Annotated in this window: 13 protein-coding genes and 1 tRNA gene; 6 read left to right on the top strand and 8 right to left on the bottom strand. The window is 71.0% G+C overall.

The features are described from left to right. Positions 1–160: 160 nt before the first annotated feature. A tRNA-Ser gene (locus tag NON00_RS09785) sits at positions 161–251 on the bottom strand. Positions 252–571: 320 nt separating this feature from the next. Between NON00_RS09785 and speD the strand changes: the two genes are divergently transcribed. Beyond that, positions 572–1,027, top strand: a complete 456-nt coding sequence (gene speD, locus NON00_RS09790) for an adenosylmethionine decarboxylase (protein WP_256020151.1) — start codon at positions 572–574, stop codon at positions 1,025–1,027. A gap of 90 nt (positions 1,028–1,117) precedes the next feature. Next, a complete protein-coding gene (speE, locus tag NON00_RS09795; protein ID WP_256020153.1) occupies positions 1,118–1,990 on the top strand; it encodes a polyamine aminopropyltransferase in 873 nt (290 codons plus the stop codon). 159 nt (positions 1,991–2,149) lie between these two features. Here the strand turns inward: speE and NON00_RS09800 are convergent, their stop codons facing one another. After that, positions 2,150–2,404 (bottom strand): hypothetical protein, encoded by a 255-nt coding sequence (locus tag NON00_RS09800; RefSeq protein ID WP_256020154.1) that lies wholly within the window; start codon positions 2,402–2,404, stop codon positions 2,150–2,152. 137 nt (positions 2,405–2,541) lie between these two features. On the opposite strand from NON00_RS09800, the gene NON00_RS09805 reads away from it, so the two are divergent. The 3 genes from NON00_RS09805 to recA all read left to right on the top strand — a co-directional run bounded on the left by NON00_RS09805 (position 2,542) and on the right by recA (position 5,652). Beyond that, positions 2,542–2,790, top strand: a complete 249-nt coding sequence (locus tag NON00_RS09805) for a hypothetical protein (protein ID WP_256020155.1) — start codon at positions 2,542–2,544, stop codon at positions 2,788–2,790. 117 nt (positions 2,791–2,907) lie between these two features. Then, the gene (locus tag NON00_RS09810) at positions 2,908–4,464 is read left to right on the top strand and encodes an ATP-binding protein (RefSeq protein ID WP_256020157.1); all 1,557 of its coding nucleotides are present in this window, start codon (positions 2,908–2,910) and stop codon (positions 4,462–4,464) included. Between the two features lie 150 nt (positions 4,465–4,614). Then, positions 4,615–5,652 (top strand): recombinase RecA, encoded by a 1,038-nt coding sequence (gene recA, locus NON00_RS09815; protein ID WP_256020158.1) that lies wholly within the window; start codon positions 4,615–4,617, stop codon positions 5,650–5,652. Positions 5,653–5,782: 130 nt separating this feature from the next. Here the strand turns inward: recA and NON00_RS09820 are convergent, their stop codons facing one another. From NON00_RS09820 to NON00_RS09835, 4 genes are all read right to left on the bottom strand, one after another. Continuing rightward, positions 5,783–8,347, bottom strand: a complete 2,565-nt coding sequence (locus NON00_RS09820; RefSeq protein WP_256020160.1) for an AsmA family protein — start codon at positions 8,345–8,347, stop codon at positions 5,783–5,785. A 4-nt stretch (positions 8,348–8,351) separates the two neighbouring features. Continuing rightward, the gene (locus tag NON00_RS09825) at positions 8,352–9,335 is read right to left on the bottom strand and encodes an RluA family pseudouridine synthase (RefSeq protein ID WP_256020161.1); all 984 of its coding nucleotides are present in this window, start codon (positions 9,333–9,335) and stop codon (positions 8,352–8,354) included. A gap of 209 nt (positions 9,336–9,544) precedes the next feature. Further along, positions 9,545–9,934 (bottom strand): CrcB family protein, encoded by a 390-nt coding sequence (locus NON00_RS09830; RefSeq protein WP_256020164.1) that lies wholly within the window; start codon positions 9,932–9,934, stop codon positions 9,545–9,547. Beyond that, on the bottom strand, positions 9,931–11,370 hold the full coding sequence (locus tag NON00_RS09835) for a replication-associated recombination protein A (protein ID WP_256020165.1): 1,440 nt from the start codon (positions 11,368–11,370) through the stop codon (positions 9,931–9,933). The genes NON00_RS09830 and NON00_RS09835 overlap by 4 nt, the downstream gene beginning before the upstream one ends. Before the next feature lie 156 nt (positions 11,371–11,526). Between NON00_RS09835 and alaS the strand changes: the two genes are divergently transcribed. Continuing rightward, complete coding sequence (gene alaS, locus NON00_RS09840) at positions 11,527–14,172, top strand: alanine--tRNA ligase (protein WP_256020166.1); 2,646 nt, start codon at positions 11,527–11,529, stop codon at positions 14,170–14,172. 140 nt (positions 14,173–14,312) lie between these two features. Here alaS and NON00_RS09845 read toward each other — a convergent pair whose 3' ends face one another. Next, complete coding sequence (locus NON00_RS09845) at positions 14,313–15,338, bottom strand: NAD-dependent epimerase/dehydratase family protein (RefSeq protein ID WP_256020167.1); 1,026 nt, start codon at positions 15,336–15,338, stop codon at positions 14,313–14,315. 5 nt (positions 15,339–15,343) lie between these two features. After that, the coding region (locus NON00_RS09850; RefSeq protein WP_256020168.1) for a glycosyltransferase family 1 protein at positions 15,344–17,259 on the bottom strand (1,916 nt) is incomplete at its 5' end.

Below are 17,259 nucleotides of genomic sequence, written 5' to 3' on the forward strand. Positions count from 1 at the left end.
GGCACTGTCGGCACAAGACAAGGTTTGTCTTGGCAATAAAATGTTACAGAGCCGTCCTCTGCCGTCAAGCATGCGCCGGCCAGCCGCGGGAATGCCGGCCGCGCGGATGCGTTCAGGGCGAGGCCTGCGAATGACAGCGGATCGTCGGGGGGAGGGAATATGGCGGATGGGGTGGGATTCGAACCCACGATACCCTTTTGAGGTATACACACTTTCCAGGCGTGCGCCTTCGACCGCTCGGCCACCCATCCAGCGCAGGCCGGGGGTATAGCAGCCCCGGCGCAGGGGGCAAGGGGTTTCGCGCGGCCAAAATGCGACCGGAATGATGAAGCGGGACAGGACTGGAGTTTTTCCGTATCCCCCCGGGGGGTTGCCGGGGGCCTTCCGGAGGGGGCAGGGGGGCAACACGGCGAGATACGCGTTGGGCGCAGGAACGACCCGCGATTTTTTCGGCCTCGCGGTCCCGATTTTCCTTGCGGCGGGGGAAGGCTTGCCGCATATGCCGCCCCCGTTGACCTGATCGATCTCCGATCACCCTGGTCATCTTCTGGTGGGAAGGAGCCCCCGAGCCATGGACGCTCTCGTTTCTCCGCTGGGGATGGTCTCGGATAGCAGCCCGAGCGAAGCCCAGTCTGTTGATACTCACGGTGAGGCGAAGGATTACTTCGTCGAGCGTGACGGTGTGCGCTTCGCTGGCACGCACCTGATCGTCGATCTGTGGGGTGCCACGAATCTCGACGACCCCGCGCACATTGATGCTGTGCTGCGCGAGGCCGCCATCGAGACCGGCGCGACCATCCTGCACGGCCATTTCCACCACTTCTCCCCGAATGGTGGTGTCTCCGGCGTGCTGGTCCTGGCCGAAAGCCATGTCTCGATCCACACCTGGCCGGAGCGGGCCTATGCCGCGCTGGACATTTTCGTCTGCGGCATCTGCAACCCGTACAACGCGGTGCCGGTGCTGAAGAAGGGCTTCCTGCCCGAGCGCGTGCAGCTCGCCGAGCACAAGCGCGGCCTGATCGGCTGACGCCCGCCTGACGCGCTCCTGTCACGTGACGCCGCGGAGGGCGGGGCCTTAGGGTCCCGCCCTCTTCGCATCTTCCCGAGGATTTCCCCGATGCCGACCGACTCCTGGGTGAACGAAACCCTGTACCCCGACTGGGGCCAGCGCTTCCTGGTGAAGCGTGAACTCGCCCGCGTGCAGAGCGAGTTCCAGGACATCATGCTGTTCGAGAGCTACAGCCATGGCCGCGTCATGCTGCTCGATGGCGTGGTGCAGATCACCGAGAAGGACGAGTTCGTCTACCAGGAGATGCTGACCCATGTGCCGCTGCTGGCGCATGGCGACGCGAAGCGCGTGCTGATCATCGGCGCCGGCGATGGCGGCGTGCTGAAGCGCGTGCTGCAGCACAAGACCGTCGAGAAGGCCGTGATGGTCGAGATCGATGGCGAGGTCATCCGCCTGTGCAAGGAGCACATGCCCGACATCGCCGGCGATGCCTGGAACGACCCGCGCGCCGAGGTCATCGTGGGCGATGGCATCGACTATGTCCGCAAGGCGCCGGCCGGCAGCTTTGATGTGGTGATCGTCGATTCGACCGACCCGATCGGCGTGGGCGAGGTGCTCTTCACCGACGAGTTCTACGCCAATGCGGCGCGACTGCTGTCGGATCGCGGGCTGATCGTGAACCAGTGCGGCGTCCCGGCCATGCAGGCCGAGGAACTGGCCGAGACCTCGCTGCGCCGTGGCAAGGTCTTCCCGGATATCTGGGCCTATGTCGCCGCCGTGCCGACCTATGTCGGCGGCTTCATGACGCTGGGCTGGGCGGCGAAGGACGCGACGCTGCGCCAGGTGGACACCGCCACCATCCGCGCCCGCGCCGAGGCCGCCGGCATCCTGGGGCTGACGCAGTACTGGACGCCGGAAATCCACACCGGCGCCTTCAACCTGCCGCCCTATATCAGCAAGCACCTGCCGAAGCAGGGCTGAACAAGGCTCTGGCCTCGATGAGGGGGCTTTGCCCCCTCAAACACCCCCAGCAGGGGACAGGGTCCCCTGCACCCGCCTTCAGGGGGGAACCCCCTCTCAAGAACGCGGGCTGTGTTCTCAGACACTCTCTGAGACCCGTGGGGCGCCGCGTGGCGCCCCTCAGGATTCCTGGCGCCCCGGCAGGGTGGTGAGCAGCATTTCCAGCCCCGCCTGCACCGCGCGCAGGGCCTGCCGCGCCTCGCCACGGCAGGCCCGCGGCAAGGCCAGGGCAGCGGCGCACAGCACCGCCACCTCCCGTTCCAGCCCCGCCATGTCGATCTGCCGGCCGGAATGGACCAGGGCCTGCGCCACGGCCAGGGTCGACCGCAGGCTTTCGGCGCTGGCCTGAACAGCCTGGAGAGAGGTGAGTGACATGGCCTCAATTTAATCGGTGGAAAGTTACTCTTTCATTCCGGTTGTGCGCCGGGCGGGGCCATGCCGTGCCCAGGCTGCCTTAAACCTCCGCTAATCTCCTTGCCGTTAAGCTACTTCGTCTCGAGGGAGCTGCCGCAATGGACATGGACGAAGCCCTGCGCCTCTGCGCCGCCAACATGCGGGCGCAATCCCACCGCCTGCTGGCCATGGCCCGGCAGATGTCGGCCGCCGAGGAAGCCGCCGAGGCCGAAGCCGCCGCGGAGGACCTCGCCGCCAGCGCGCTGCTGGATCGCCCGGCGGTGAGTGGCGCCAGCCTGGACGCCCTGCGCATCAGCCACCAGCTCCTGGGTGAGGCCATCGCGCTGCTCGACGCCGAGGCGAAATGACGTGCCGCGCCGTGCCAGCCTGAAGAAGGTAACTGACATCACGTTTTTGTGATGTTAGTCTGGCCGGCAATGCGCTTGCTCAGCCCCTGGCGGGGCCGGCCCGCCGACACCGACTTCATGGCCCTGCTTTCGGGCCTGCCCGACCCTGCGCTCTGGCTGGGTGAGGGCGAGGCGGTGCGCGAGGCCAATGCCGCGCTGCGCCAGATGCTCGGCCCGGCCGTGCTGATCCGCCCCGGCACGCCGGTGGACCGCCTCTTCGCCGCCGCTGCCCGCCCCCTGCTGCGGCAATGGCTGCAGGAGGGCGGCGAGCCCCCGGCCGAGCTGCGCCTGATCGCCCCGGAAGGGCAGGAAGGGCCGCTGGTGGCGCCGCAGCGCCTCGCCCTGCCGAGGGGCGATTCCGTGCTGCTGCTGCGCGACCAGTCCCACCGCCGCGCGCTGGAGGCCCGGGTGGCGGAGGCCGACCGGCTCCAGGCCCTGGGCGCCCTGGCCGGCGGCATCGCGCATGACTTCAACAATCTGCTCTCCGTCGTGCTGGGCGCGGCGGAGGATGCGGAGCGGCTGGCCGGCGCGCAGCCCGCCCAGGCGCCGCTGCGCGCCGAGCTGAACCAGATCAAGGAAGCCGCCCGCCGCGGCGCCGCGCTGGTGCGGCAGATGATGGCCTATGCCCGGCAGCAGGTGCTGGCCCCGCGCCTCGTGCCGCTGAACGCGGCGGTGGAAGGAATCGCCCAGCTTCTGCGCCCGCTGCTCGGCCAGAGCATCCGGCTCACCCTGGAGCTGGACACGCCCGGCCGGCATGTGCGGATCGACCCCTCGCAGCTCGACCGCGTGCTGATGAACCTGGCGATGAATGCGCGGCAGGCCATGCCCGAGGGTGGGGAACTGACCCTGCGCACCGGCCGCGCCCTGCTGCTGCAACCCCAGCGCGGCGTGGGCGAGGATATTCCCGTCGGCCGCTGGACGGTGCTGGAGGTGGAGGATACGGGGAAGGGCATCCCGCCCGAACTGCTCACCCGCATCTTCGAGCCCTTCTTCACCGGGCGGCTCCAGCAGGGCGGCACCGGCATGGGGCTGGCCACGGTGCATGGCATCGTCCGCCAGTCCGGCGGCTATGTCACGGTGCGCAGCACGCCGGGGGTGGGCAGCCTGTTCCGCATCCTGCTGCCGCGTGTCGAGGAGCCGGCAGCGGTGGAGCCCCCCGCGCCAGCGCCCGAACCTCCCATGCCTGCCCCCCCCGCATCCGCGCCGGAGCTTTCCGCCGCCGGGCCTCCCGCCGCCCAGCCCGCCGTCCAGCCCGCCTTGGCCCCGCTGCTGCTGGTGGAGGATGAGGCGCCGCTGCGCCGCCTCGCCGAGCGCGCCCTGCAGCGCGCCGGCTGGGCGGTGATGGTGGCCGAGGATGCCGAATCGGCGCTGGAGATGCTGGAGGAGGCCGCCACCCCTCCGGCGCTGATGGTGACGGATGTGGTCATGCCGGGCATGGACGGGACGGAGCTGGCGCGGGTGGTGCGGCAGCGTTTCCCCGGCCTGCCGGTTCTTCTGGTGAGCGGATATGCCCCATCCATGGTAGAGAAGGGGCTGGAAGGCCCGGGGCTGCATTTCCTGGCCAAGCCCTATGGCGCGGCCGACCTCGCCGAGGCGGCGCGGCGGGCGATGGCGGTGGAAACCCCCCTTGCATAGCCCGGTCTTTGCGAACATATAGAGAACATAAATTCCTCGCCCGGGACGCGGCTTCCCCTTGAAGCGCATCGCCAGGGCCTGGATGATCCGGCCGCAAGCTGCGGCACAGGCGATATGAGAGACAAGCCGAACGGCGAAAGGGTTCCCAGAATGGACAAGAACAAGGCGCTGGACGCCGCGCTCAGCCAGATCGAGAGGGCCTTCGGCAAGGGCTCCATCATGCGCATGGGCGCCAAGCAGCAGTCGGATGAGGTGGATGTCATCCCCACCGGCTCGCTCGGCCTCGATCTGGCGCTGGGCATTGGTGGCCTGCCGCGGGGCCGCATCATCGAGATCTATGGCCCGGAAAGCTCGGGCAAGACGACGCTGGCGCTGCATGCCATCGCCGAGGCGCAGAAGCGCGGTGGCACCTGCGCCTTCATCGATGCCGAGCACGCGCTGGACCCCGGCTATGCCCGCAAGCTGGGCGTGGACGTGGACAACCTGCTGATCAGCCAGCCCGATGCCGGCGAGCAGGCGCTGGAGATCGCCGATACGCTGGTGCGCTCCGGCGCGGTGGATGTGCTGGTGGTGGACTCGGTCGCCGCCCTGGTGCCGCGCGCCGAGCTGGAAGGCGAGATGGGCGACAGCCATGTCGGCCTGCATGCCCGCCTGATGAGCCAGGCGCTGCGCAAGCTGACGGGCTCCGTCTCCCGCTCCAACACGCTGCTGGTCTTCCTGAACCAGATCCGCCTGAAGATCGGCGTCATGTTCGGCAACCCGGAGACGACGACGGGCGGCAACGCGCTGAAGTTCTATGCCTCCATCCGCATGGAGATCCGCCGCATCGGGCAGATCAAGGACCGTGAGGACGTGGTGGGCAACCAGACCCGCGTGAAGGTGGTGAAGAACAAGATGGCCCCGCCCTTCCGGCAGGTCGAGTTCGACATCATGTATGGCGAGGGTGTCTCGAAGGTGGGCGAGCTGCTCGACCTCGGCGTGAAGGCCGGGGTGGTGGAGAAGTCCGGCGCGTGGTTCAGCTGCGACAGCCAGCGCATCGGCCAGGGCCGCGAGAACGCCAAGCAGTTCCTGCGCGACAATGCCGCCATGGCGGACAGCATCGAGCAGCGCATCCGCGCCCAGGCCGGCATTGTCGCCAGCAGCATGCTCGCCAGCCCGGATACGGATGACGCCGCGGCGGCGGAATAAGAGAAGCGTTCTTTTTTGAAAAAAAGAACCAAAAAACTTTCTTCAGTTTAGCGTCCCGCTGTGCCGGGAGACGGCGGCAGCCTGAAAGAAAACTCCAGAACCCACAAGGCTCTGGAGTTTTTTTTGATGTCTATCGCCCGAACAGCCCGCGCAGCAGATCGCTGGCGCTGCCCCCCTGGCGTTCGCGCCGGCTGGAGGAGGCGCTTTCCGGCGCGGGCATGGGCCCGTTGCGGCCCCCGCGCGCGACGGCGAGCTGCTGGGCGCAATCCGGCAGGGTGCCCGGCGCGCGGCCGGAAAGCTGCTGCCCGAGCTGGGCCAGGACGCCGCCCTGCTTCTCCATCTGCTGGGCGACGAGATCGCCGACGATGCCGAGCGTGGCTTCCGGCACGCCCGCCGGGTCCAGCCGGTAGCTGGGGTTGGCGAAGCTGCCGCCCACCTGCACCGGGGCGGAGAGGCCGAGCCCGCCCAGGCGGATCTGCGGCAGCAGGCGCAGGGCCAGGCGCTCCTGCCGCAGGTCGATCTCGCCACTGCCGACGACATCGGCCAGGGAGGTCTCGACGAGCATGGCCTGGGGCCGGGCGATGCCCTCGCGCAGGTTCAGGCGCAGGGCGAGGCAGCGCAGGGCGGTGCTGCCCTCGCTGGGGGCATTGGGCAGCAGCAGGCGCCGGAGATCGCCGGCCAGGGAGGCGAGAAGGCGGTTGTCCACCTGCCCATTGGCCATGGCCAGGGCCATGTGCCCGCCCAGCGTGCCGGCGATCTGGCGCGTATCGGCGCCGCTGCCGGCGAGGTCGGCTTCCACCTCCAGCCGCCCGCTGGCCTGCGGCGGGATGCCATAGGCCTGGAGCATGGGGCGCAGATCCAGCCCGCCCCCCTCATGCCGGAAGGCGAGGCTGAGGCGCGGCAGGGCCCCGCTGCCATCGAGCGCGAGCTTGCCGGCGATGCGCCCACCCGGCAGGCCGAGGCTGAGCGGCTCCACCGCCAGTTGCCCGTTGTTGAGCTTCAGCGTGGCGCGCAGGTCGCGATAGGTGACGCCCCCCGCCAGGGCCTCGCCCACGGTCAGGCCGATCTGGGCGTTGAGGGCGCGCAGCGGGAGGAAGGCCACCGGCAGGTCGGGGATGACGCGGCGCGGCTCGGCGGCGGGCGCCGGTGGCGGAGGGGCGGCCGGAGAGGGCGCGGGGGCGGCCGTGGCGGGCGCGGCCTGGGCCGCCGGCGGGCTGGCCAGCATGCCATCCAGGTCCAGGCGCTGCGCGGCGAGGCGGGCCGTCAGCAGGGGCGGGGTGCCTTCCTGCCAGGCGCCTTCGCCTTCCGCCTGAAGCTGGCGGGAGTCGAGGCGCAGCGCCTCCAGGCTGCTGCGCTGCCGCGACAGGGTGAGGCGTGCCCCGAGCCGCGCCTCGGTCAGGCGCGGCAGGGGCATGGCCAGGGCGGCGGACAGCGCGGCCGTATCCCGGGCGCTGAAGGAGAGGTCCAGCTCCGCCTCCTGGCCACCCTTCCACTGGCCTTCGGCGCTCGCCTCCAGCCCCTCACCGCGGAGGACGAGGCGGAGCGGCCAGGGCAGATCCGCCGTGGGGTTGCCGGCGAGCAGCTGCTCCAGCGGGGGCAGCCTGCCCTCGGCGCGCAGCGGCAGGCCGTTCAGCGTCAGCGCCGAGGCCAGGGCGACGGGCTCGCCTGGGGCGGTGAAGCCAAGGCTGGTCACGCCGGCGCGCAGCCCGGCGGCCAGCGGCGCGGCGAAGCCGGTGCTGCGCAGTTGCATCCGGTTGACGCGGGGCAGGGCGCCCGCCCCCGCATCGGCCAGTTCCAGCGAGAGATCCAGGCCCCGCGCCAGGGGCAGCGGGCCGAGGAAGGGGGCGAGGCGCTGCGTGTCCTCCGCCGCGGCGTCGAGGGTGAGGCGCCAGCCGCCGAGGAGATCCGGCTGGGCCAGATTGCCCTGCGCCACGAGCTGCACGCCCGGCGCGGCGAGGGCGAGGCGGAGCGGCCATTCGCCGCTGCTGGCCGTGGCGCCGGTGAGCTGGGCCAGCGGGCCGCTGCTGCCCTCCGCCGCCACCGCCACGCCGTGGAAGCCGAAGCGGCCCTCGAAGCGCATCGGCGCCTCCGGGCTCTCGGCTTCCAGGTGGAAATGGCGGATTTCCAGCGTCTCCGCCTGGCCCTTGCGGAGGTCGCGCCAGCCGATCCGGCCGCCCTCGATGTCGATGGCGGCGACGGTCAGGGCCAGCGGCTCCCCGGCGGGGGCGGCGGGCGTGCTGGCCGGGGCGGGGGCGGCCCCGCGCGGGCGCGGCGGGCCGAAACGCCAGTTGGGCGTGCCCTCGGCATCCAGCTCCAGCAGCAGGTCCGGCTCGATCAGCGTCACCCGCTCGAAGGCCAGCTTGCGGCGGAGCAGCGGCAGCAGGGCCAGCTCCGCCTCCACCCGGCGGGCGGTGAGCATCTGGGCCCGGCTGCCGCGCGTCTCCCAGCCCGGCGCATTGGCCAGGGCGACGCCCTCCAGCGTCACCGTCGGCACCAGGGACAGCTTGATGCCGATGGGGCCGGAGAGGGTGAGGCCGCGCCCGGTGGCCTGCTCCACGGCGGCGATGACGCGGGGGCGCAGCACCTCGTCGCTCAGCGCGAGGCTGAGCGCGCCCCAGCCCGCCGCCGGAATGGCGACCAGGACGGCCAGGGTGACCAGCGCGGCACGGCCGCGCCGGCGGCGGGGCGGGGCCATGGGGTCAGCCCCGGCGCTTCGGCTGCGGCGTGCGGGGCTTCTCGAAGCCCAGCGTCTCGAAGCTCTCCGCCATGTGGGGCGGCAGCGGCGCCGTCACGTCCAGCGTGCCGCCCTCCGGGTGCGGCACGATGAGGCGGCGGGCATGCAGGTGCAGGGCGTGGGACATGCCCTCCAGATGCGCCGCCTGCCCGCCATACTTGCCATCGCCCAGGATGGGGCAGCCGAGCGCCGCCGCGCAGTGGACGCGCAGCTGGTGGGTGCGCCCGGTCAGTGGCCGCAGCTCCAGCCAGGTGGCGTGGCGGCGGGCGGCGTCCACCGTGTCGAATTCGGTGATGGCGTGGGCGCCATCCTTGCCCTCGGCGGGGACGACGCGCTCGCCCATCGGGCCGCCGCCCTGCTTGGCCAGGCGCATGTCGATGCGCCCGCCCTGGTATTGCGGCTGGCCCACCACGATGGCCCAGTAGGTCTTCTGCGCATCCCGCCCACGGAAGGCGGCGGCGAGGAAGCTGGCCGCCGCGGCGTCGCGCGCCAGCAGGATGACGCCGGAGGTGTCGCGGTCCAGCCGGTGGACGAGGCGCGGGCGCTCCTCCTTCTCGAAGCAGAGCGCGTCCAGCATGCCGTCCAGGTGCTTGCGGATGTTGGGGCCGCCCTGCACCGGCAGGCCATGCGGCTTGTTCAGGGCGATGATGTGGTCATCGCGGTAGAGGATCATCTGCTCCAGCGCGCGGGCATCCTCCTCGGAGACCGGGCGCGGGCGGGGGGTGAGGCTTTCCGGCGCCGGCCCCTCGGGCAGCGGCGGGATGCGGATTTCCTGCCCGCGCGCGAGGCGGGTATTGGCCTCGGCCCGCTTGCCATCGACGCGGATCTGCCCGGTGCGCAGCATTTTCTGCAGCGCCCCCTGGGTCAGCTGCGGGAAGTGCCGGCGGAACCAGCGGTCCAGGCGGGAATCGGCGTCCGCGGCGTGGACGGTGCGGTGCTGGATGGTCATGGGCAGTCTCGATCAACTCGGGCGGGGGCTTGTAGCAGCCGGAGCCGCCCGACTCACCCCCGGAATGGGTGGGCTGTGTGAAAGGCAGGGCAAAGCCTGGGAAAAGCGTTCTTTTTTGAAAAAAAAGAACCAAAAAACTTTTTTCAGTGCAGCGTCCCGCTGTGCCGGGAGACGGCGGCAGCCTGAAAGAAAAGCAGCCTGAAAAAAAATTAAAAGCGTCTGCCGAGCCAGAAGCACAGGGCGAAGGCGCCGAGGCCGAGGCCGAGGGTCAGCGCCAGATAGCCCAGCGCCACCGCCGGGCCGCGCTGCCATAGCACACCGAGGTCGAGGGAGAAGGCTGAGAAGGTCGTGAACCCGCCGAGCACGCCGGTGATGACGAGCAGCCGCGTCTCCAGCGGGAAGGGCATGCCGGCCTGCATGGCGCCGCCGAGCAGGCCGATCACCGCGCTGCCGATGACATTCACCGCCAGCGTGCCCCAGGGCAGGGCGGTGCCGAACCAGGCGGCGCACCAGACGCCCACGGCATAGCGCAGCACCGAGCCGGCGGCGCCGCCCGCCGCCACCAGGGCGAGCAGCAGGGGGGAGAAGGGGCCGTTCATCGGCGGGTCCTCGGGGTGGGGGTGTCGCGTCCGGCCATGCGCTGCTCGCGCAGGGCGTCCCATTCGCGCAGGCGGTCGAGGATGCGGGCCTCGATGCCGCGCCCGGCGGGGCGGTAGAAGCGCTGCCGCTCCATGCCCTCCGGGAAGTAGTTCTGGCCGCTGAAGCCGCCATCCTCGTCATGGTCATAGGCATAGCCGGCGCCATAGCCGAGCTGCTTCATCAGCTTGGTGGGCGCGTTCAGGATATGGGCCGGGGGCATCAGGCTGCCGGTTTCGCGCGCGGCGCGGCGGGCCTCCTTGTAGCCGACATAGACGGCGTTGGATTTCGGCGCCGCGCCCAGATGCACGACAAGCTGCGCCAGGGCCAGCTCCCCCTCCGGGCTGCCCAGGCGCTCATAGGTCTCCCAGGCGGCGAGGGCGGCGGGCAGGGCGGAGGGGTCGGCCAGCCCGATATCCTCGGTGGCGAAGCGCGTCAGGCGGCGGGCGATGTAACGCGGGTCCTCGCCGCCCTCCAGCATGCGGGCGAACCAGTAGAGCGCCGCATCCGGGTCCGAGCCGCGCAGCGACTTATGCAGGGCGGAGATGAGGTTGTAATGCTCCTCCCGGTCCTTGTCGTAGAGGGCGGCGCGCCTGGCGAGCAGGGCGGAGAGCCCGGCCGGGTCCAGCGCCGCGCTGCCTTCCGGCAGGGCCAGGAGCTGCTCGGCCATGTTGAGCAGATAGCGGCCATCGCCATCGGCCATGGCGCGCAGCACGCCGCGCGCCGCCTCGTCCACCGGCAGGGCGCGGGCGGACAGCTGCTCGGCGCGGGCCAGCAGCCGCTCCAGCGCCGCATCGTCCAGCCGGCGCAGCACCATCACCTGGCAGCGCGAGAGGATGGCGCCGTTCAGCGCGAAGGAGGGGTTCTCCGTGGTCGCGCCCACCAGCGTGACCGTCCCATCCTCGACGACGGGCAAAAAGCCATCCTGCTGGGCGCGGTTGAAGCGGTGGATCTCGTCGACGAAGAGCAGCGTGCCCTGCCCACCGCCAGAAGGGCCACCACCAGAGAGGCCGGGGCGGCGGCGGGCGCGGGCCTCGTCGAAGGCCTTCTTCAGATCCGCCACGCCGGAGAAGACGGCGGAGAGGGCGGCGAAGCGCAGCCCGGCGGCCTCGGCCAGCAGGCGGGCGATGGTGGTCTTGCCCACCCCCGGCGGCCCCCAGAGGATCAGCGAGGCCAGGGCGCCGCGCCCCAGCATGCGGGTGATGGCGCCCTCCGGCCCCAGCAGGTGTTCCTGCCCCACCACCTCCTGCAACTGGCGCGGGCGCAGGCGGTCGGCCAAGGGCCTGTCGGGCCCTCCGGGCGGGCCGGACCCGTCTCCCGCCTCCGCCTCCACAGGGGGGGCGGGGTCCGGGGCGGCGGCGGCGCCGAAGAGGTCGTCGGTCTGGGCTTTGCGCGGCATGGCACCCTTATAACGCCGCAACCGGGCCCCCCTGCAAAGCCGCGCCGTGTAAAGGCGGCTGGCCCGGTGTTGACTTTGTGCTGGCCCTTCCCACTCCAGCCATGCCGCGCTACGTCAGCGGCCACGGAATATCACGCCAGGGCGACAGAGCGGACGATGACCAGCAGCAACGACATCCGGGCCACCTTCCTCGATTATTTCGCCCGCAACGGGCACACGGTGGTGGAATCCTCGCCCCTCGTGCCGCGCAACGACCCGACGCTGATGTTCGCGAACTCCGGCATGGTGCAGTTCAAGAACGTCTTCACCGGCCAGGAGAAGCGCCCCTACAACCGCGCCACCACGGCCCAGAAATGCGTGCGCGCCGGCGGCAAGCACAACGACCTGGACAATGTCGGCTACACCGCCCGCCACCATACCTTCTTTGAAATGCTGGGGAATTTCTCCTTCGGCGACTATTTCAAGGAACAGGCCATCACCCATGCCTGGACCCTGCTGACGCGCGACTTCGCCCTGCCGAAGGAAAAGCTGCTGGTCACGGTGTTCTCGGAGGATGAGGACGCCGCCGCCCTCTGGCGCAAGATCGCCGGGCTGCCGGACAGCCGGATCATCCGCATCCCGACCTCGGACAATTTCTGGCGCATGGGCGATACCGGCCCCTGCGGCCCGTGCTCGGAAATCTTCTACGACCACGGCGACAAGATCCCCGGCGGCCCGCCGGGCAGCCCGGACGAGGATGGCGACCGCTTCATCGAGATCTGGAACCTCGTCTTCATGCAGTTCCTGGAGGAGCCGGCGGGGACCCGCAACCCGCTGCCGCGCCCCTCGATCGACACCGGCATGGGGCTGGAGCGCTTCGCCGCCATCCTTCAGGGCCAGCATGACAACTACGACACCGACACCTTCCGCGCCCTGATCCAGGCCAGCGCCGAAGCCACCGGGCAGGAGATGGAAGGGCCCTTCCGCGCTTCCCACCGCGTGGTGGCCGACCACCTGCGCTCGGGCGCCTTCCTCATCGCCGATGGCGTGATGCCCTCCAATGAGGGGCGCGGCTATGTGCTGCGCCGCATCCTGCGCCGCGCCATGCGCCACGCCCACCTGATGGGCGCCAGGGAGCCGCTGCTCTACCGCCTGCTGCCGGTGCTGGTGCGCCAGATGGGCGCCGCCTATCCGGAACTCGTCCGTGCGGAAGCTCTCATCTCTGAGACTCTCAAGCTGGAAGAAAACCGCTTCCGCAGCCTGCTGGAGCGCGGCCTCGGCCTGCTGGCCGAGGAGGCGGGCAAGCTCGGCGAGAAGGGCACGCTGCCCGGCGATGTCGCCTTCAAGCTCTATGACACCTACGGCTTCCCCCTCGACCTGACGCAGGACGCGCTGCGCGGCGAGGGCAAGGCGGTGGATGTCGCCGGCTTCGAGGCCGCCATGGCCGAGCAGAAGAAGCGCGCCCGCGCCGCCTGGGCCGGCTCCGGCGAGGCCGCCACCGAAACCCTGTGGTTCGACCTGAAGGAGAAGCTCGGCGCCACCGAGTTCCTCGGCTACAGCACCGAGAAGGCCGAGGGCGAGATCCTCGCCCTCGTCGCCGGCGGCGCCGTGGTGGAGAAGGCCGGCCCCGGCACCGAGGTGGCCGTGCTGCTGAACCAGACGCCCTTCTATGCCGAGAGCGGCGGCCAGGTCGGCGATACCGGCGTGATCACCGGCGCCGACGGGCTGCGCATCGCCGTGCGTGACACCCAGAAGAAGCTCGGCCTCTTCGTCCATCTCGGCACCGTCGAGGCGGGCGAGGCCGCGCCGGGCAAGGCCGTGCAGGCGGAGCTGGACCATGTCCGCCGCGGCGCCATCCGCGCCCACCACTCGGCCACCCACCTGCTGCATGAGGCGCTGCGCCGCCGCCTCGGCACCCATGTGGCGCAGAAGGGCTCGCTGAACGCGCCGGACCGGCTGCGCTTCGACGTCTCCCAGCCGACGCCGATGCAGCCCGAGGACCTCGCCTGGGTCGAGGCCGAGGTGAATGCCCGCATCCGCGAGAATGCCGAGGTCGTCACCCGCCTGATGACGCCGGAAGCCGCCGTCCAGGCCGGCGCCATGGCCCTCTTCGGCGAGAAGTATGGCGATGAGGTGCGCGTCGTCGGCATGGGCCACGACCCGGAGGCGGTTGAGAAGCACGGCGTCTATTCGCTGGAACTCTGCGGCGGCACCCATGTGCGCCGCACCGGCGATATCGGCCTGTTCAAGATCGTCGCCGAAAGCGCCGTTTCCGCCGGCGTGCGCCGGGTCGAGGCGGTGACCGGCGCCGCCGCCCTGGCCCTGGTCGAGGCCGAGCAGAAGACCCTGCGCGAGGCCGCCGCCGCCCTGAAGATCGCCCCGGCCGAGCTGCCGGCGCGCATCGCCGCCCTGGTCGAGGAGCGCCGCAAGCTCGAGCGCGACGTGGCCGAACTCCGCAAAAAGCTCGCCACCGGCGGCAGCGACGCCGTGGTGGAGGAGGTGGCGGGGCTGCGCTACTCCGGCCGCGATCTCGGCGACGTGCCGCCGCGTGACCTGAAGGGGCTGGCCGAGGCCATCCTGAAGTCCGGCACCGCCGATGTCGTCGCCCTCGTCTCCACCGCCGAGGGCAAGGCCAGCATCGTCGTCGGCGTGGCCGAGGCCGCCAAAGGCAAGGCCGATGCCGTGGCCCTGGTGCGCGCGGCCAGCGCCGCCGTCGGTGGCAAGGGGGGTGGCGGCCGCCCGGATATGGCCCAGGCGGGCGGCCCCGAGGCCGGCAAGGCCGCCGAGGCCCTGGCGGCCATCAAGGGCGCCCTCGCCGGGTAAGGCCGGCGGGACCCAGCCGGGCGCGGTGCTGAAGGCACCGCGTCCGGAGGAGGGCGGGGGAAAGAAAAAAGAGAAAAGAGAAAAGAGAAAAGTTCTTTTTTGGAAAAAAGAACCAAAAAACTTTTTTCTGTTCGCCGGCTTCAGTTGAGGCCGTGGTAGCTCCGGTACCACGTGACGAAGCGCTCCAGCCCCACCTCCAGCGGTGTGGACGGTGCGAAGCCGATCGCGGCCCGCAGCAGCGAGACATCCGCCCAGGTGCGTTCCACATCGCCCGGCTGCATCGGCAGTTCCTGGCGGATGGCCGTGCGGCCGGTGAAGCGCTCCAGCAGCCGGACCACGTCATTCACCATCACCGGCGAGTCATTGCCGATGTTGAACAGGCGGTGCGGCACGCCGGCGGCGATGCGGCCCGGCTCCTCCGCATGGGCAGGCGGCGCCACCGTCAGCCGCGCGATGGCCTCGACGATCTCGTCCACATAGGTGAAGTCGCGCCAGAGGCGGCCACCCTCATAGAGGGGGATGGGCTCGCCCGCGAAAAGCGCGCGGGTGAACTTCCAATAGGCCATGTCCGGCCGGCCGAAGGGGCCATAGACGGTGAAGAAGCGCAGCCCCGTCAGCGGCAGGCCGTAGAGATGGGCATAGGTCTGCGCCATCAGCTCGTTGGAGCGCTTGGTGGCGGCATAGAGGGAAACCGGCTGCTCCACCGGGTCGCGCTCCTGGAACGGCACCTTGGTGTTGGCGCCATAGACCGAGGAGGAGGAAGCATAGATCAGGTGGCGCACCGGGCGGTGCCGCGCCGCCTCCAGCACCTCCAGGAAGCCGCCGACATTGGTGGTGGCATAGGCGCGCGGATTGTCGAGCGAGTAGCGCACCCCCGCCTGCGCGGCGAGATGCACCACCACATCCGGCTTCACCTCCGCCCACAGGGCATCCAGCGCCCCCGGGGTGGCGATGTCGAGCGGCACGAAGCGGAACCCCGCATGCTCCGCCAGCCGCGCCAGCCGCGCCCGCTTCAGCGCGGTGTCGTAGTAGTCGCTCAGATTGTCGGCGCCCGCCACCTCGGCCCCGCCTGCGAGCAGGCGGTGGGACAGCGCCGCGCCAATGAAGCCGGCGGCACCGGTGACCAGGATGCGCTGGCCGGCGAGGTCAGTCTCGGAAGGTATCATGGATCTCACTGGCCGGGGGACAGGAAGCTCTTCCGCTCCAGGAAGGCCAGCCTGGCTGCGTGGTCGTCAGTCCGGCAAATCATGAAGCCGCGCAGACCGGCCCCGATCTGCGTCCGGGCGAGGCCGGCGATGCCCTCTGCCGCAACTCCGGGGCCGTTGTCCAGATCCAGTTCAAGCTCCACCCCCGGTTGGGTGCCATGCGCGGCGGGAAGATCGACGACGAAGGTCACATCCCCGCTCCCTTCAAGCGGCAGCTCCACCTGGGTGAGCGGCGCGCCGCCCAGGCTGGCATGGAGGAGGTTGGTCTGGAGGAGGCTGGCACGCAGGCCGACCACCAGCGCCTCGCCCGGCTGGCGGAGATCGAGATAGAGCCGCAGCGGCACGCCCCGCGCCTCGTCGGGGAGGGGGAGGCGCAGCGTGGCATGGCCCTCGCGGCACCACAGGCCCCATTCCTCCTGCCGGTGCCAGCCGGGGCCCTGGCAGGCCGCCTCCGCCACGGCCAGGGTGATGTCGGGCCGCGGCAGGCAGGCGCGCTGCGTGGCATAGGGCTGGCCCAGCCGCAGCGGCATCCGCCCCTCCGCCGGGCGCATGGGGTGGCGCGCCAGCGCGGCCACCGCCTCCAGCACATTGTCCTTCACCGCCGCCCAGCTGCGCGGCTGGCCCTTCTGCCGCGCCACCGCCTCCTGCGCCGCGCGGAAGTCCGGCTCGAAGGCGACGCGCTCGACCAGTGCCACGAGCTCCGGCTGGCTCTGCGGCGTGAAATACAGGGCGGCCTCGCCCCCCGCCTCGGTCAGCGACGAATGGCGCGGGGTGATGACCACCTTGCCATGCGCCAGCGCCTCGGTGACCGGCAGGCCCCAGCCCTCGTAATGGCTGTTATAGAGGGTGAAGGCGCAGCCGGCGTAGAGCGTGGCGAGGTCCTGGTCCGACACGCCGGAGAGCAGCAGCACATGGCGCTGCAGCTCCGGCACGCTGCGCAGCAGGCTCAGCGCCGGCTCGGCATGCCAGCCGGCCCGGCCGACGCAGACCAGCCGCGGCACCCGTGCCGGCCCGTGGCGGCGCAGCAGTTCCAGCCAGGCGCTGAACACCAGCAGGTGGTTCTTGCGGCTCTCCAGCGTGGCGACGAAGAGGGCGAAGCTCTCCCCCGGCCGCAGGGCGCGCAGGGCGCCCGAGGCGCCGAGGGTCTCGGGCACCAGTTCGCGCGGGTCGGCATCCAGCCGCACCACATGGGCGGGCAGGGAGAAGCCGGGCATCAGCCGGCCGAGCTGCTGCAGCACGTCGCGCCGCGTGTTCTCGGAATTGCACAGCAGCCCGTCCGCCTGCAGCGCCATGGCGGCGAACCAGCGGGCATAGTCATGCACCGTCGATTGCTGGCAATGCTCGGGCACGATCAGCGGCACGCAGTCATGCACGAAGGGCAGATAGCGCAGGCCATGGCGCTGGCGCATCGCTGTCAGGGCGCGGAAGTAATCCGGCAGCCCCCAGGAATTGCCCAGATTCACCAGGATCGCCCCTTCCGGGAAGGCGATCGGCGCGCTGCTGGTGGTGCGGGCATAGAGCGCGTCGCGCGCCGTGACCCAGTCCGCCGCCTCCGCATCCGCGCCGGAGGAGGCGAGGGCGCAGAGCGCGGTGAAGGCCGCCTTGTCCACCGGCCGCCAGCACAGCGCATCGGCATCGTAGCGCGCCAGGGCGATGGCCATGCCGGCCGGGGCCGGCGCGGCGGCGGCGCGGCTGACAATGCCCATCTGCACGCGCTGGATGCCCGTCGGCGTGCGCGCCCCGGCGAAATAGATCAGCAGGTCCGAGACATCGAGGAACAGGCGCAGCACCGCCGCCTGCCCAGGCGCTGCGGGCTGTGGCGCCGCGGGCTGTGGCGCCGGGGCGGGCGCGGCTGCCGGCGGGGGGGGCTGCGGGGCTGCGA

The sequence above is a fragment of the Roseomonas sp. GC11 genome (genome assembly GCF_024437745.1).
GTDB lineage: Bacteria > Pseudomonadota > Alphaproteobacteria > Acetobacterales > Acetobacteraceae > Pseudoroseomonas.